Here is a 15,943-nt window from a genome sequence, read left to right as displayed (position 1 = left end):
GACGGGCGTTTTCGTGTCCGGGGGATGAGGATGGTGGGCGATGACAGGCTCGAACTGCCGACATCCTCGGTGTAAACGAGGCGCTCTACCAACTGAGCTAATCGCCCCCATTACGGGAAGCGCGCGCCCTGCCACAGCCTGCGCGCGCTGGCAAGCCGGCGGCTATTTCTCCCCTATTCCTCCAGCGCCTCGAAATAGCGCGCCATCGCGTCGAACGCGCCTTCGGCCAGCGCGATGAAGATGCGCCGGCCGTCGTTCGGGTCGGCTTCGCGCAGGAAGAGCCCCGCGTCGGTCATCGTCTTGATCCAGCGCAGCGCCGTCGTCGCCGGCACCGCCGCGGCGATGCACAGGCTCGACACCGACACCGGCTGGCGCTCCAGCCGCGCGGCATAAAGGTCGAGCAGCATGTCCCACGCGGGATCGGCAAACAGGTCGGCGGGGAAATATTGCTCGCGCATCCGCCGCTGGCGCAGCATGTGCCGCACCGCCTTGGCGCGCTGGCGATCGATGGCGCGGTCCTGCGGCTCGAAGCTGCGCGGGCCGATATGATAGTCGCGCACCGGCGCGCGCACCTGCCCCGCATGGTCGCCCCGCCCGTCGCCGTGGGCGCCATGATCGACCGGCGTCCCCGGCAGGCCGCGCGACCCCGCCAGATCGCCGAGCAGGCGCGCGATGCGCGCAACCTCTTCCTGCAATCGGTCGATCCGCTCCATCGCCTCGTCGCGCGCCACATCACGCACGTCCATGCGGCGCGGCTCGCGCAGCGCCGCGATCGCTACCAGCCGGTCGGTGGCCTCGGCGTCGACCAGCCATTCGACCCGCAGCGCTGCGGGGACCGCGGCGGCGAGCCGATCGATCGCGGCGAGCGATGCCTCGCACAACAGGCCGCATCCGCGTTCGGCGACCGCCTCGATCAGGGCCGTAAAGGCGGCATCGGTCAGGCGATCGGCTTCGCGGAGCCAGACGATGTCGAACCGCGACAGCGCCTCCACGCGCGCCGGCGCGCCATCGACCGGGACCGGTCCCGCCAGCCTGACTCCCCAAAGATCGGAATTCGGCTGGTCCCCCGTCTCGCCGATCATCAGCAGGGTCGAAGGCAGTTCCTCCGCATCCGCCACCGCACGCGGAGAAGGGGGGGCCGCATGGACCCAACCGCCCGTCCCCGAATCGCTTGTCGGCGAAACGCCGAACATCCGCTGCCCTGGCATGGGATAATCCATATCGCTGCCTTCCCCTCCCTGTTGGTCCGCCTTGGCGTCCTTATGTCGTCACACCGGCGATATTCACCTTTTGTTCGTTCGCTTTCGCCGTCAATCCGGACCCTGTTCGCGCGAAGCATAGGTCGATGCGGGATGGCGGCGGCGAGATTGGTCCATTTTGGACATGGTTTGTTCCTGCCGTCAACCCCCGATCGGGCTTGCCAAGTCTCCAGCACAGTCGCAGGCGACGAAGATGACGTTCGGCCCTTCGCCCCTGACCATCCAGCGCTGGAAGCGGCGCGCGCGATCGCTGGTCGCGGTCCTGCTGCTGGCGGGTATGGCCTGGGCGGCATGGATCTGGCGCCCCGTGCCGCCGGTCCGCCTGCCGCTCGTCCATGTCATCGACGGCGACAGCCTGACGCTGCGGCGCGACGGCGAAACGCTGACGATCCGCCTGACGGGGCTCGACGCGGTCGAATATCGGCAGGATTGCGCGCGGGCCGATGGTGCGCGCTGGCCGTGCGGCCAAGAGGCGAGCGGCGCGCTCGCGACGCTCGCGGGGCGCGGCCCCCTGCTGTGCGATCTGGCGGCGAAGGATCGCTATGGCCGCACCCTTGCCGCCTGCCGTACCGCGCCGGGCGGCGTCGACCTTGCCGCCGAAATGATCCGCCAGGGCTGGGCGGTCGCGACCGACGACGGCCATGCGCTCGAAGAGGCAGAGGCCCGCGCAAGGCGTCGCGGCATCTGGCAGGGGCCCTTCGTCCGCCCCGCCGACTGGCGCGCCGCGCACGAACGGCCGGCGACGCCGGCGGCGCGCCCCGACGCATAGCAATGCGCGCGCTTTGCCTCGCCGTCGTTTCCGGCTAGGGCGAGCGCCATGAACGCTCTTTTTCCCGTCATGGTCGGCGGCGCGATCGGCGCCGGTTGTCGCCACCTGATCGGCCAAGTCATGCTAGCGCGGCTCGGGCCGGGCTTCCCATGGTGGACATTGTCGATCAACATCGCCGGCAGCCTGCTGATGGGACTGCTGATCGGCTGGCTCGCGCGGAGCGGCGGCAGCGAGACGACGCGGCTGTTCCTGGGGGTCGGCATTCTCGGCGGCTTCACCACCTTTTCTTCGTTCAGCCTCGAATTCTGGCTGTTGTTCGAGCGCGGGCAAGTTGCGCTGGCGGCCTTTTATATCCTCGCCTCGGTGGTGATCGGCATCGCGGCGTGCGGCGCCGGGATGCTCGCGATGCGGCAATTGCCGGCATGAGCGGCGAGCGCGCCATCGTCGCCGACGAGGACGGCGGCATCCGCCTCGACCGCTGGTTCAAGCGGCACCGGCCGGGCACGCCGCACGCGCTGATCGCGCGCTGGGCGCGCTCGGGCGAACTGACCGTCGACGGCCGGAAGGCGGACGTGTCGGACCGGATCGAGGCGGGGCAGACGATCGCCATGCCTGTCCCGCCCGCCGCGCCCGCGGGGCCGCGCCCGCGCAAGGACAAGCCGCTCTCCCCCACTGACATCGCGCTCGCCGAGGCGATGGTGATCCACCGCGACGCGAGCGCGCTGGTGCTCGACAAGCCGCCGGGGCTCGCGACGCAGGGCGGCACGAAGACCGACGCCCATGTCGACGGGCTGCTCGGCGCGCTGCAGGGCGAAGCGCCGGTGCGCCCGAAGCTGGTCCACCGGCTCGACAAGGACACGTCGGGCGCGCTGCTCGTCGCGCGCACCCCGCGCGCCGCGGCGTGGTTCGCCAAGGCCTTTTCGAACCGCAGCGCGCGCAAGACATATTGGGCGATCGTCGTCGGCGTGCCCGACATCGCGCAGGGCGAGATCGACCTGCCGCTTGCCAAGCAGCCCGGGTCGGGCGGCGAGAAGATGCACGTCGACGATAAGGGGTTGCCCTCGAAGACGCGCTACCGGATCATCGAGCGCGCGGGCAACAGCGCGGCGTGGGTCGAACTGCAACCGCTGACCGGCCGCACCCATCAGCTTCGCGTGCATATGGCGGCAATCGGCCACCCGATCGTCGGCGACGGCAAATATGGCGGCAAGACCGCCTTCCTGACCGGCACGATCAGCCGCAAGCTGCACCTGCACAGCCGCCGGCTGCGCATCGACCATCCCGACGGCGGCGCGCTCGATATTTCGGCGCCCGTCCCCGACCATTTCGCGGCCAGCCTCGACGCGCTGGGCTTCGATCCGCTGCTCGGCGACGTGCTGGCGGAGGAAGCGCCTCGCCCTTCGGCGAAGACGGTGCAGAAGGCGAAGGCCAAGGCGCACGCCAAACAGGTCCGCAAGGCGCGCCGCGGCGAACGGCGCAGCCGCAGCGCCGCGCCGGCCAAGCCGGGCGGCAAGCCGCCGACGAAGCGCGGCCCGGCGCGGCCCGGCGGACGCAAGCCGGCGCCGAGAAAGCCGCGCTGATGCACCCGAATCCTGCGTTCCGGCCGGCGCAGGACGGCGTCGCCGCGCTGCTCGTGCGCGAGATCGGCTTTGCCGCCGTCTTCGCCGGCACCCCCGACGGACCGCGCGTCGCCCACGCGCCGGTGGTGCTGAACGACGACGGCACGACGCTGCAATTCCACCTTGCCCGCGGCAACGGCCTGACCCGGCATCTCGCGGGCAGGACGGCGCTCGCGGTCGTGCAGGGCCCGGACGCCTATATCAGCGCGAACTGGTACGAAGAGCAGGCGAAAGCGGTGCCGACCTGGAATTATGTCGCCGTCGAAATGGAGGGCACGGTTCGCCGGCTCGACGAGAGCGAACTCGTCGCGCAACTCGACATCCTTTCGGCCCACCACGAAGCACGGGTCGGCGAAAATCCGCCCTGGACGCGCGACAAGATGGATGCCGCCTACTTCGGCCGGCTCATTGGTGCGATCGCCGGCTTCGAGATGCGGATCGCCGCGTGGCGGCCGACGCTCAAGCTGTCGCAGAACAAGGCCGAGCGCGAGCGGCTCGCGGCGGGCGTCGAACGGACCGGCCACGGCGCCCTTGCCCATTTGATGCGACAACTCGGCGGCGATAGGGAGACAGCATGACCACGAACCCCGACGCCCTCGCCAGAAAGCGATTCTTCGCCCTTTCCTCGATGCGCGTGGTGGGCGCGATCCTCGTCCTCGCCGGCTTCGGGCTGATTCGCGGCGCCTGGGCGGTCGCGGGGCAGCCCGCCGACCGCTGGGTCGGGGTCGCGGTGGTGTTGTTCGGCCTCTTCGACTTTGCGATCATGCCGAAGATTCTCGCGCGCCGCTGGCGCTCGCCCACAGAGTCGTGAAGCGCTTCTGGAAAGAGGCGCAGGCCGTCCGGCAGGACGGCGGCTGGGGAATCGCGCTCGACGGCCGCGCCGTACGCACCCCCGCGCGCGCGCCGCTGCTGATCGCAAGCCAAGCGCTGGCCGCGGCGATCGCCGCCGAATGGGCGGCGCAGGGCGAGACGATCGATCCGGCCGCCATGCCGCTGACCGGCCTCGCCAACGCGGCGATCGACCTTGCCGCGCCCGACCCCGCCGCCTTCGCCGAGCCGATCGCCGCCTATGCCGCCAGCGACCTGCTCTGCTACCGCGACGACCGCGACACCGCCCTGCAGGCCGAGCAGGCGGCGGCGTGGAACCCGCTGCTCGCCTGGGCCGAGGCGCGCCACGGCGTCGAATTCGCCCTCGCGCGCGGGGTACTGCCGGTCGACCAGCCCCCGGCGACCGTCACGGCACTGCGGGACGCGGTGCGGGTGCTCGATCCCTTCCGCCTCGCCGCGCTGGCGCCGCTGGTGACGATCGGCGGCTCGCTGGTCGCGGGACTGGCGCTGACCGAAGACGCGTTCGACGCCGCGGCGCTATGGGACGCGGTCAGCCTCGACGAGCTATATCAGGAGCGCCGCTGGGGCGCCGACAGCGAAGCGCAGAAAGCGCGCGCCCTGCGCGAAGCCGACTGGCACCATGCAGCACGGTTTCTAACGCTGCTCTGAAACAAAACGCCGCCGCCCGAGGCGGCCCCCTCGACGCCGGCTATTTCCCGCCGTCGTTCACCGCGCTCGGCACCACCCCCAATTTGGCAAGCGGCCGCGCCGCCCGTTCGACGACGGGCAGTTCGGGGATTTCCTTGCCGCTGGTTTCGACGTCGAGAAGTTCGAACTTCCGCGCCTGCGTGAGAACGCGATCCTCGAAGCTGCCTACAAACGCATTATAGGCGCCCGCCGCCTGGTCCAGATTCCGGCCCACCTTGACGATATGCTCGCCCATCGTCGCGATGCGCGAATAAAGTTCCTTCCCCAGAGCGGCGATATCGCGCGCCTGGTTCGCCAGCTTCTCCTGTCGCCAGACGGCCGCGACCGTCCGCGCGATCGCGATGAGGTTGGTCGGGGTAGCCAGCAGGACCTTGCGCTCGAAAGCATAGTCCCAAAGCGCGGTATCCTGATCGAGCGCAGCGGCGAGAAAATGTTCCCCCGGAACGAACATGATGACGAAATCGGGGGTGTCGGGAAATTGGGCCCAATAGCTTTTGGCGCCGAGCGCGTTGACATGGGCCTTCATCGCCGCGGCGTGCGCCGCGAGGTGCGCCGTCTTCTCGCCCTCGTCGACCGCGCCGAACGCATCCTGATAGGCGTTCAGCGACACCTTGGCGTCGATGACGAGGCTCTGTCCGCCCGGTACCTTCACCACGACGTCGGGGCGTAGCCGCCCGCCGTCGCCATCGGTAACGCTCACCTCGGTCTGGAAATCGGCATGCTCGCTAAGGCCGCAGCTTTCGAGCACGTTGCGAAGCTGCTGCTCGCCCCAGCGCCCCCGCGCCTTGGGCGCGTTGCGCAGCGCGTTGACCAGCTTCGCCGCCTCGCTCGACACCCGCTCGGTGCCTTCGCGCATCGCCGCGATCTGGCCGTGGAGCATGCCGAAGGCGTCGCGGCGCTCGGCCTCGACCTTCGCGACCGCCTGCTCATATTTTTCGAGCCGCTCGTGAACGGGCGAGAGCAGCGCCTTCAGATTCTGTCCCGCGCTTTCCTCGCTCTGCTTGAAGCGCGCCTCGGCGCGTTCGAGAAACGCCTTTTGCGCCTCGCCGAGCATCGCCTGCCCGACCTCGCGGAACTGCGCGGTCAGCGCCGCCTGCGCGTCCTTGAGCTGCGCGATCTGCGCATCGTGCGCAGCATCGCGCGCCTTCTGCTCGGCAAGCAGCGCGGAGAGTTGCAGGTCGGCCGCCTTGCGCGCCTCCGCCTCGGCGGCAAGGTCGGCAACCGCGGCCTTGAACCGCTCGGCAAGCCCGTCGCGCTCGGCCTTGAGCCCGCCCGCCTGCCGCCCCGCGAACAGCCAGCCGATCAGCGCGCCGACGGCAAGGGCGATCAGGGCGGCGAGCAATGTGGCGATGGTCATGCGCGGAACATAGGACGAACAGCGCGGGCTTGGCTAGTGATTTTCAGGGCGCGGGCGAAAAGGGCAGGACCGCGCGATACGCCTCCACGCCCGGCGCACCGGCGATCGTCACGCCTTGCGTCAGCAGCCAATAATGCCGCACGATCTCCGCCTGCTGTTCGAGGCCGTAGCGGTCGAGGCGCCAGCCGGGCTTGAGACCGTAGCTATAGGCCGCGAAGGGATGGCGCATCAGCACCAGATACCAGCGCCCGCGCGTCTGCGCCTGCCAGACATGCACCATCTCGTGAATGAACAGCCCCTGCGAGGCGCGGTCCGCGCGGCTGAAGTCCTCGCAATAAAGGCCGCCGTGCGGATGGAAATGCAATGCGCCCATCGGCGCCATCACCACCCGGCGCGGCTGGAAGAAAATCCACTTATGGTTGCACACGCGCACCCGGTCATAGTGAATCGCATCACCGAACACGCTGCGCGCGAGCGCGATCTCGCCGGGCGTCAGGACACGCGAAGGTCGCGCCACCCCAGCTTATTTCTTCGCCGGGTCCGCCGCGCCCTTATCCGCGCCAGCCGCGCCCATGTCGCCCATGTCCATCCCGCCATGATCCATCGCCGCGCTGCCCTGGTCGCCGGCCGCCGAGGCCTGGCGGATCTTGAGGTCGAACAGGATGCGCTCGTTGTTGTTGTTCGAGAAGACGAAGATCATCGGCAGCTTGCCGACGCGCACCGCGGCGGGGTTGATGTTCCAGATCATCAGATGCTTGCCGCCGGGCTTGAACTCCAGCTTGCCCTTCGCCGGCACCGGCGCGCTGGTCAGCGGCTTCATCGTCACGACGCCGTTCTCGCGCACGCTTTCGTGCATCTCGACCCGCTGGGCGAGATCGGCGGTCACCGCGACCAGATCGACGTCGCGCGGCCCGCCCAGAATCGTGAAATAGCCCGCCGCGGGCCGGTCGGGGGTTGCCCCCATCTCGATATAGCCGCTTGCGACGCGCAGTTCGGGCTCCTTGCCCAGATCGCCGCCGCACGACGACAGGGTCAGCGCGGACGCGGCAAGGGCGGCGGTGGCGAGGGACTTGATCATGGGACGCTCCCGATATGGCTCAGTACACAGGTGACAGATAAGCCCCCGAAGCCCTTGTGCCAAGCCGCGGCGCACCTATATCGCGCCCAGAAACCCCGTTGGGGGAACCCTGTATCCGGCGTGCCTGTTGAGGGCGCCACAAGAGCAACAAGGACGTTAACATTATGGCCAAAGTGATCGGGATCGACCTCGGCACCACGAATAGCTGTGTCGCGGTCATGGAGGGCGGCAAGCCCAAGGTTATCGAAAATGTCGAGGGCACGCGCACGACGCCGTCGATCGTCGCCTTCGCCAAGGACGGCGAACGCCTGATCGGCCAGCCGGCGAAGCGCCAGGCGGTCACCAATCCCGAAAATACGGTATTCGCGGTCAAGCGCCTGATCGGCCGCCGTTTCGACGATCCGATGACCAAGAAGGACATGGAACTCGTCCCCTACAACATCGTCAAGGGCGCCAACGGCGACGCCTGGGTCAAGGCCGGCGGCGAGGATTATTCGCCGTCGCAGATCTCGGCCTTCATCCTTCAGAAGATGAAGGAAACCGCCGAAGCCTTTCTGGGCGAGAAGGTCGAGCAGGCGGTCATCACCGTTCCGGCCTATTTCAACGACGCCCAGCGCCAGGCGACCAAGGACGCCGGCAAGATCGCGGGCCTCGAAGTGCTGCGCATCATCAACGAACCGACCGCAGCCGCGCTCGCCTATGGCCTCGACAAGCAGGACAACAAGACGATCGTGGTCTATGACCTCGGCGGCGGCACCTTCGACATCTCGGTGCTCGAAGTCGGCGACGGCGTGTTCGAGGTGAAGTCGACCAACGGCGACACCTTCCTTGGCGGCGAGGATTTCGACAGCAAGATCGTCGAATATCTCGCCGACGGCTTCAAGAAGGACGAGGGCATCGACCTGCGCGGCGACAAGCTGGCGCTGCAGCGTCTGAAGGAAGCCGCCGAAAAGGCAAAGATCGAGCTGTCGACCGCGCAGTCGACCGAGGTCAACCTGCCGTTCATCACCGCCGACGCCAACGGGCCGAAGCATCTGGTCAAGACGATCACCCGCGCCGACCTCGAGAAACTGGTCGAGGATCTCGTCAAGCGCACCCTCGAGCCGTGCAAGAAGGCAATCAAGGACGCCGGCGTCAGCGCGAGCGACATCGACGAGGTCGTGCTCGTCGGCGGCATGACGCGCATGCCGCGCGTCCGCGAGGTGGTGAAGGATTTCTTCGGCAAGGAACCCCACACCGGCGTCAACCCCGACGAGGTCGTCGCGATCGGGGCGGCGATCCAGGCGGGCGTGCTGCAGGGCGACGTCAAGGACGTGCTGCTGCTCGACGTCACCCCGCTCAGCCTCGGCATCGAGACGCTGGGCGGCGTGTTCACGCGCATGATCGACCGCAACACCACCATCCCGACCAAGAAGAGCCAGGTCTATTCGACCGCCGACGACAATCAGTCGGCGGTGACGATCCGCGTCTTTCAGGGCGAGCGCGAGATGGCGGCAGACAACAAGCTGCTCGGCCAGTTCGACCTCGTCGGCATTCCGCCGGCGCCGCGCGGCGTGCCGCAGATCGAGGTGACCTTCGACATCGACGCCAACGGCATCGTGTCGGTCCACGCCAAGGACAAGGGCACCGGCAAGGAACAGCAGATCAAGATTCAGGCCTCGGGCGGCCTCAACGACGCGGACATCGACCAGATGGTCAAGGATGCCGAGCAGTTCGCCGAAGAGGACAAGAAGCGCCGCGAGGCGGCCGAGGCGAAGAACAACGCCGAAAGCCTGATCCACTCGACCGAACGCCAACTCGAAGAGCATGGCGACAAGATCGATGCGGCGCTGAAGTCCGAGATCGAGGCGGCGGTCGCCGAAGCCAAGACCGCAGTCGAGGGCGGCGATCCCGCCGCGATGACCGAAAAGTCGCAGGCGCTGGCGCAGGTCGCGATGAAGCTCGGCCAGGCCATCTATGAAAAGGAACAGCAGGCCGCGGCGTCTCCTGCCGCCGACGCCGGCGAGAGCAAGGCCGACGAAGATGTCGTCGACGCCGAATTCTCGGAAGTCGAGGACGACAAGAAGTAAGGATGACCTTCAGCCGTCATGCCGGCGCAAGCCGGCATCGCTCTCGGGACCGGCGCCGCCGGACCGACAGCGGCCCCGGCCTTCGCCGGGGTGACGGGTTGAAGCAGGGGCTTTGAAGAATGTCGCTCGACATCGATTATTACGAACTGCTGGAAGTCGACCGCACCGCCGACGACAAGGTGCTGAAGGCGGCCTATCGCAAGCTGGCGATGCAATATCATCCCGACCGCAATCCGGGGTGCCAGGTCAGCGAGGCCCGCTTCAAGGCGATCAACGAAGCCTATGAGGTGCTGAAGGACCCACAGAAGCGCGCAGCCTACGACCGGTTCGGCAAGAGCATGCCCAACGGCTTCGGCGGCGGCGGGGCCGATTTCGGCGATATCGGCGACATCTTCGAATCGATCTTCGGTTCGGCTTTCGGCGGGCGCCAGCAACAGCGCGGCCCCGCGCGCGGCGCCGACCTGCGCTATGATATGGAGATAAGGCTCGAGGACGCCTTCACCGGCTGCAGCCGCGAAATTCAGGTCGATGTCGCCGCGCGCTGCGACGCGTGCGACGGATCGGGCGCCAAGCCGGGCACCACCACTCACCGCTGCGGAACCTGCGGCGGCCACGGCAAGGTGCGCGCGCAGCAGGGTTTCTTCATGGTCGAGCGCACCTGCCCCGCCTGCCAGGGCGCGGGCGAGGTGATCGCCGATCCCTGCCCCACCTGCCGCGGCGAGGGCCGTGTCGACCGGCGCAAGTCGCTGACCGTCACCATCCCGCCGGGGGTCGACGAAGGCACACGCATCCGCCTGTCGGGCGAGGGTGAGAGCGGCGCGCGCGGCGCCGCGCCAGGCGACCTCTACATCTTCCTCCACATGGCGCGGCACAAGCTGTTCGAACGCGAGGGCACGACGCTGTTCACGCGCGCGCCGATCAGTTTCACCATCGCAGCGCTGGGCGGCGAGATCGTCATCCCCGGTCTCGACGGCGCCAAGCACGACATCCGCATTCCCGCGGGCATTCAGTCGGGCAAGCAACTCCGCCAGCGTGGCGCCGGCATGCCGGTGCTCAACGGCCGCGGCCACGGCGACCTGGTGATCCAGATCGACGTCGAGACGCCGACGAAGCTCACCGCGCGGCAGAAGGAACTGCTCTGCGAGTTCCGCGAAACCGAGACCGGCGAAGAATGTCCCGCGAGCCAGGGCTTCTTCGGGCGTATCAAGGATATGTGGGACGATCTGACGGAGTGATCGTCGCCCCCGCGAAGGCGGGGGCCGCTGGAGGTTTGCGCAGCGACGAAGGGCAAAGCCGACGGCGGCCCCCGCCTTCGCGGGGGCGGCGAGAGATTTAGCCTATCTCCCCCCTGATCTCCGCGATCAGCGCCTTCACCTTCGGAAGCCGCCCTTCCTCCTCGTCCAATATCGCGTGGAAGGCCCGGCGTTTGAGCGCCGCCAGCTCGTCGGTCTTCAGCGCGCCCTCGCCGCCGATGCTGCTCGCCACGATGTCGATCAGCCGGTCGGCGCCGTGGAGCCGCCCCCACAGATAGTCATTCTCGCGATAGGCGCGGCTGAAGAAGGCGCCGAAGCTGTTGAACTCGATTCCCTTGAGCATCGCCGCCGCACCGCCGGTGCGGATCGCGGTCGCGTCGGAAGGGGAGATGCGGTCGATCTTGATCGGATCGAACTCGTCGAACCCCTCGCCCTGGAGCAGCGGCAGCGTCGCAATGTCGTAGAAGGGATAGCCGAGATAGGCGAGCAGGAGCTGCCGCCGGTCGTCCTTCGGCAGCGCGGCGAGGCTTTTGGCGAGCAGCCCGTCGCCCTCGCGATCGACCGCGGGCAGGTCGCGCCGCGCGCCGATCGCATCGAGCCACGCCCCCATGCCGGCATCCTCGGCCACGTCGAGATCGGCGTGCCAGCTATCCCCTTCGCGCTCGAGATAGAGGCCGAGCGCGGTGAAGATCGCCTCGCGCATCGCCTCGCACGCCGGATCGCGCTCGTCGCGCTTTGCCTCGACCGCGTCGAGTTCGCGCGCGAGGAAGCGCAGGCGGCGGGTACGGAAGCCGAGGTCGTGGGCGCGAAAGAAGTCGACCGCGTCGCGGCTCGCCCCCGCGCCCCTCTTGCCCGAGATGCGATCCAGTCCGCGCGCGCGCACCTCGTCCCACAGCGCCGTCCGGCGATTGGCGCGATGCACCGCCCCCTTGGACGGCGACAGGCGGTCGATCAGGCGGACCAGTTCCTCGACGATCGCCGACAGCTTGAGGTGCCCATAGGGCGGATAGGCGAAACCGGCGCGCGCCGCCGCCTCGACCTGCGCCTTGGCGCGCCACTTGTCGAGCCGCGCCGGGGTCGGCGTGTCGAGGAAGAAGGTGGTGCCGAACAGCGCGGCGACCTGTTCCTCCACCTCGACCTTCATCGCGTCGACGATATGCTGCATCCGGCGGATACGCCGCGACATCGCCTCGATCGCCTCGACATTGTCGCGGATCGGCTGTTCGCGCGGGATTTCGGAGAGCGCGCCGAGGATCGTGGTCAGGAAACCGGGCAGCCTTTTCTCCTCGCCCTCGACCGGATCGCCGTGGCGGTTGAAGCTGATCGAGCGGTAATCGGGCTTGGGGTCGATATAGACGAAACGCCGGTCGATCTCGCGGCGCGCCGGCCGCTGCTTGAGCGCCGCGATCGCGGGACGGAAGGGCGCGTTGGCGAGCACCGATCCGTCGATCAGCACCCGGTCAGCGGAATCGGCTTCGTCGCCGTGCGGCAACTGGACGCGGATGAAATCGGCGCGATCGGGCCAGTCGATCCCGCGCTTTTCCAGAACCGCGTCGATCTCGCGCAGCGTGAAGGGCGGAAAGGCGCCGGGAAAGCTGGCCGTCGCGCGCGCCGCGGCGGCGAGGCCGGGGACATCGTCCAGCCTTTTGCCGGCGCGGCCGTCGTGCCGGAAATGGATGATCAGCCGATGTTCCTGCTCGGTCACGCGCGGCGGGCTGTTGAGCGCGAGCGGCATGCTGTGCCCGGCGAAATCGGTGACCGAGACGAACAGGTCGACCGGCTGACCCGCCGGCACCAGCACCGGCCCGCGCGGCCCGGCGTCCATCGCGTCGAAGGCGTCGAGAATCAGGTTCGAGAATGTCGCGCCGCCGAACGGCGGCTCGAACCAGCGCGCGCGCACGAAACGCGACAGCTTGGCGCGCACTTCGTCCTGCGCCGCGCCGCCGACGGTGCGGTCGATCACGTTGCCGCGCCGCTTCATCGCCCAGCCGGCGATCGGCACCGCCCAGAATTTGGTCGCCGCCGACAGCGGCCGCGCGTCGGGGTCGATCAGCCGATCGACGTCGGCGTCGGTCAGCCATAATTCGGTGAGCGGGTCGAGCGACTGGCCGGTCGCGAGCGCGCGCGCGAGAAAGATGCCGTTGATCCCGCCCGCGCTCGCCCCCGCGACAATGTCGGCGAGGACGCGCAGCCGGACGTTGCTGCCCGCGAGCAGGTCGGCGAGCAGGTCGCGATAGACCCCGCCCGACCCCGCGATCGCCTCGCCGTCGTGAAAGGCCCGCGACGCCGCGGCGAGCCGCCACACTTCCTTTGTGACGCCGTGCATATAGACGGCGAGGCTGATGCCGCCGTAGCAAATCAGGGCGAACCGCAATTCCTTTTCCCGCATGCCGGGGCTGATAGCGCGCTTTTGGGGTAAGCGTCACCCTTTCAGGCGAGCGGGTGTCGGCCGTGGGGTGGGGAGCCGCCATCCAACCTCGTCATGCTGAACTTGTTTCAGCATCCATGGCCGGGTCTCTCCTTCGGCGCCGCGCCGTATTCAAGGGCAGGCCATGGACCCTGAAACAAGTTCAGGGTGACGAAGAATGAAACGTCCACACACGGTCGAACGCTGCCGCTCCCCTCCAGAGGGCAGGTCGAAAACCCTTGCATCTGCAAATCGCTCGCATTAGCGGCCACTCGCGAACAGGAGATGAGAATGAATCGCAAATTGGTCGCCGCCGCACTTGCCTGCACCATGCTGTCCTCGCCCGCCTTCGCGCAGGATGGCGCCGCCGCGGCAGCGGGGAACGAGGAAGATACGATCGTCGTCACCGCGGCGCGCTCGATTCTGCCGGCTAATGCGCTGCCGCTGACGGTCGATGTCATCGGCAAGGAGGCGCTCGACCAGCAGATCGCGATTTCGGGGTCGGTCACCGATGCGGTCGCAACGCTGGTTCCCAGCTTCTCGCCGACGCGGCAGAAATTGTCGGGCGCGGGCGAGACGCTGCGCGGGCGCGCGCCGCTCTATGCGATCAACGGCATCCCGCAATCGACCCCGATGCGCGACGGCAGCCGCGACGGCTTCACCATCGACGGCTTCTTCATCGACCGGGTCGAGGTCATTTTCGGATCGAACGCGCTGCAGGGGATCGGCGGCACCGGCGGCATCGTCAACCAGGTCACCGTCGGCGCCCCGGCCGAGGAAGGCGTATCGGGCCGCGCGCTGCTGCAGGCGACGGCCGACGACGACTTTTCGGAGGCCGGCATGGGCGGCAAGACCGCGGGCCTGATCCAGTACAAGGCAGGCCGCTTCGACGCGAGCGTCGGCGCCGCCTATGAGCTGCGCGGCCTGTTCCGCGACGGCGAGGGCCGCCCGGTCGGCATCAACCTGACGCAGGGCGAGACGATGGATTCGAAGGCGCTCTCGCTGTTCGGCCGCTTCGGCTATGCGGTGACCGACACGATGCGGCTCGACCTGATCGCGAGCCGATTCGAGCTGGAGGGCGACGGCGACTATGCCCCGGTCGCGGGCGACAAGACCGGCGGACTGCCGACGAGCGCCGAGCCGGGCCTGCCGCCCGGCGTCCCGGCGACGGGCCGCACCGAAAGCGTCGCGCTGTCGCTGACCGACACCGACCTTGGCGGCGGCAATTTCGTCAGCCAGATCTTCTGGAACCGCAGCCGCGACACCTTCGGCGGCGAGCCCAATCCGATCGCCAGCTTTCAGGACCCGACCATCGCGCCGGTCGGCACATTGTTCGACCAGTCGCAGAACCGCAGCCGCAAGATCGGCGGCAAGCTGAGCTATGAGCGCGCGGTTCCCGGCTTCGAGGCGCTGACGCTGATCGCGGGCTTCGACGCGCTGTGGGACACGACCGAGCAGCGGCTGATCGCGACCGACCGCGCCTGGGTGCCGCCGAGCGAATTCCGCAGCTTCGCGCCCTTCGGCCAAGCCAATCTCAAGCTGGCGGGCGGTCTCGTCCGCCTCGCCGGCGGCGCGCGCTACGAGAATGTGAAGATCAAGATCGCCGATTATCACACGCTGGCCGCCAACACCTATGACGGCAGCGACGAGGCGACCTATGGCGGCGTCGACGTCGCGGGCGGCAGCCCCAGCTTCGACGACGTGCTGCTCAATGGCGGCGTCATCGTCGAGCCGATCCCCGGCATCCGCGCCTATGCGAGCTATGCCGAGGGCTATACCGTTCCCGACATCGGCCGCATCACCCGCGCGGTAAAGGTCGCGGGGGTCGACATCGACAATTATCTCGACATCGCGCCGATCGTCTCGAACAACCGCGAGATCGGGGTCGAGGTCAAGCGCGGCCCCCTCAACGCCAGCGCGACCTATTTCTGGTCGACGAGCACCAAGGGACAATTGCTGATCGCACGGCCCGACGGCATTTTCGACGTCGTGCGCCAGCGCGTCGAGATCGAGGGGCTGGAGGTCAATCTCGCGATCAAGCTGCCGATCGACGGGCTGACCGTCTCGGCGGGCTATGCCCATATCGACGGCCGTTTCGACGCGGATCAGGACGGCGCGGTCGACACCGACCTCGACGGCGCGAACATCTCGCCCGACCGGCTCAACCTCGCCGCCGCCTATGCGAACGGCCCCGTGTCGGCGCGCGTGCAGACGCAATTCTATCTGGCGCGCAGCTTCCGCGGGCCGGGGCGCGATCCGCGCAACGATTTCGAGGGCTATAATCTGACCGACGCCTTCGTGCGCTATCAGACCAGCCTCGGCGGCATCAGCCTGGCGGTGCAGAATCTGTTCGACGAACAATATATCAGCTACGCGAGCGACACCCAGCGCCCGACCGACAATTTCTTCAACTTCGCGGGGCGCGGGCGCACCTTCACGCTCGGCTGGGATTACCGATTCTAATCCGTGACACGCCTTTTGCCGTCATTGCGACCCCGACGAAAGCCGGGGGAAGCAATCTCCACTTATCGCCCCGCCTTGCCGATAGCTGGAGATTGCTTCGTCGCCTGCGACTCCTCGCAATGACGGTGGATCA

14 protein-coding genes and 1 tRNA gene are annotated in these 15,943 nt (G+C 68.2%); 9 read left to right on the top strand and 6 right to left on the bottom strand.

The window, feature by feature from the left end; translation table 11 throughout:
* Positions 1-31 precede the first annotated feature (31 nt).
* A tRNA-Val gene (locus FHR21_RS03595) sits at positions 32-107 on the bottom strand.
* Positions 108-173: 66 nt separating this feature from the next.
* Positions 174-1,118 carry a MarR family transcriptional regulator gene (locus FHR21_RS03590; protein ID WP_338113042.1) on the bottom strand — a complete coding sequence of 315 codons (945 nt, stop codon included), beginning with the start codon at positions 1,116-1,118 and terminating at the stop codon, positions 174-176.
* 334 nt (positions 1,119-1,452) lie between these two features.
* Here FHR21_RS03590 and FHR21_RS03585 point away from each other — a divergent pair, with 334 nt between their 5' ends.
* The 6 genes from FHR21_RS03585 to FHR21_RS03560 are packed head-to-tail and all read left to right on the top strand — an operon-like array spanning position 1,453 to position 5,144.
* Positions 1,453-2,028, top strand: coding sequence for a thermonuclease family protein (locus tag FHR21_RS03585; protein WP_221234963.1), 576 nt, complete (start codon positions 1,453-1,455; stop codon positions 2,026-2,028).
* Positions 2,029-2,076: 48 nt separating this feature from the next.
* A complete protein-coding gene (gene crcB, locus FHR21_RS03580; RefSeq protein WP_184095334.1) occupies positions 2,077-2,454 on the top strand; it encodes a fluoride efflux transporter CrcB in 378 nt (125 codons plus the stop codon).
* Positions 2,451-3,608: an RluA family pseudouridine synthase gene (locus tag FHR21_RS03575; protein WP_184095332.1), complete on the top strand. Its 1,158-nt coding sequence runs from the start codon at positions 2,451-2,453 to the stop codon at positions 3,606-3,608. The genes crcB and FHR21_RS03575 overlap by 4 nt, the downstream gene beginning before the upstream one ends.
* Positions 3,608-4,225 carry an FMN-binding negative transcriptional regulator gene (locus tag FHR21_RS03570; protein WP_184095330.1) on the top strand — a complete coding sequence of 206 codons (618 nt, stop codon included), beginning with the start codon at positions 3,608-3,610 and terminating at the stop codon, positions 4,223-4,225. Before FHR21_RS03575 ends, FHR21_RS03570 begins: the two co-directional genes overlap by 1 nt.
* The gene (locus tag FHR21_RS03565) at positions 4,222-4,458 is read left to right on the top strand and encodes a hypothetical protein (RefSeq protein WP_184095329.1); all 237 of its coding nucleotides are present in this window, start codon (positions 4,222-4,224) and stop codon (positions 4,456-4,458) included. Before FHR21_RS03570 ends, FHR21_RS03565 begins: the two co-directional genes overlap by 4 nt.
* Positions 4,455-5,144, top strand: coding sequence for an ATP12 family protein (locus tag FHR21_RS03560; protein ID WP_184095327.1), 690 nt, complete (start codon positions 4,455-4,457; stop codon positions 5,142-5,144). The genes FHR21_RS03565 and FHR21_RS03560 overlap by 4 nt, the downstream gene beginning before the upstream one ends.
* A gap of 40 nt (positions 5,145-5,184) precedes the next feature.
* Here FHR21_RS03560 and FHR21_RS03555 read toward each other — a convergent pair whose 3' ends face one another.
* From FHR21_RS03555 to FHR21_RS03545, 3 genes are read right to left on the bottom strand one after another with little or no spacing between them, the layout of a single operon-like run.
* Positions 5,185-6,540, bottom strand: coding sequence for a DNA recombination protein RmuC (locus FHR21_RS03555; protein ID WP_184095325.1), 1,356 nt, complete (start codon positions 6,538-6,540; stop codon positions 5,185-5,187).
* Between the two features lie 43 nt (positions 6,541-6,583).
* A complete protein-coding gene (locus tag FHR21_RS03550) occupies positions 6,584-7,057 on the bottom strand; it encodes a vgr related protein (protein WP_184095323.1) in 474 nt (157 codons plus the stop codon).
* Between the two features lie 6 nt (positions 7,058-7,063).
* Positions 7,064-7,618 carry a copper chaperone PCu(A)C gene (locus FHR21_RS03545; protein WP_221234962.1) on the bottom strand — a complete coding sequence of 185 codons (555 nt, stop codon included), beginning with the start codon at positions 7,616-7,618 and terminating at the stop codon, positions 7,064-7,066.
* Between the two features lie 164 nt (positions 7,619-7,782).
* Between FHR21_RS03545 and dnaK the strand changes: the two genes are divergently transcribed.
* Together dnaK and dnaJ are read left to right on the top strand one after the other, a co-directional pair.
* The gene (gene dnaK, locus FHR21_RS03540; protein WP_184095321.1) at positions 7,783-9,687 is read left to right on the top strand and encodes a molecular chaperone DnaK; all 1,905 of its coding nucleotides are present in this window, start codon (positions 7,783-7,785) and stop codon (positions 9,685-9,687) included.
* Positions 9,688-9,806: 119 nt separating this feature from the next.
* A complete protein-coding gene (dnaJ, locus tag FHR21_RS03535) occupies positions 9,807-10,922 on the top strand; it encodes a molecular chaperone DnaJ (protein ID WP_184095319.1) in 1,116 nt (371 codons plus the stop codon).
* Between the two features lie 97 nt (positions 10,923-11,019).
* Here dnaJ and FHR21_RS03530 read toward each other — a convergent pair whose 3' ends face one another.
* On the bottom strand, positions 11,020-13,329 hold the full coding sequence (locus FHR21_RS03530; RefSeq protein WP_184095317.1) for a patatin-like protein: 2,310 nt from the start codon (positions 13,327-13,329) through the stop codon (positions 11,020-11,022).
* A 309-nt stretch (positions 13,330-13,638) separates the two neighbouring features.
* Here FHR21_RS03530 and FHR21_RS03525 point away from each other — a divergent pair, with 309 nt between their 5' ends.
* On the top strand, positions 13,639-15,810 hold the full coding sequence (locus tag FHR21_RS03525) for a TonB-dependent receptor (protein ID WP_184095315.1): 2,172 nt from the start codon (positions 13,639-13,641) through the stop codon (positions 15,808-15,810).
* The last annotated feature ends 133 nt before the right edge of the window (positions 15,811-15,943 follow it).

Origin of the sequence: Sphingopyxis panaciterrulae (assembly GCF_014199295.1) — a bacterium.
GTDB classification, from domain to species: domain Bacteria; phylum Pseudomonadota; class Alphaproteobacteria; order Sphingomonadales; family Sphingomonadaceae; genus Sphingopyxis; species Sphingopyxis panaciterrulae.
Note: the sequence above shows the minus strand (reverse complement) of the source record. Positions and strands in the feature narration are given on the sequence as shown.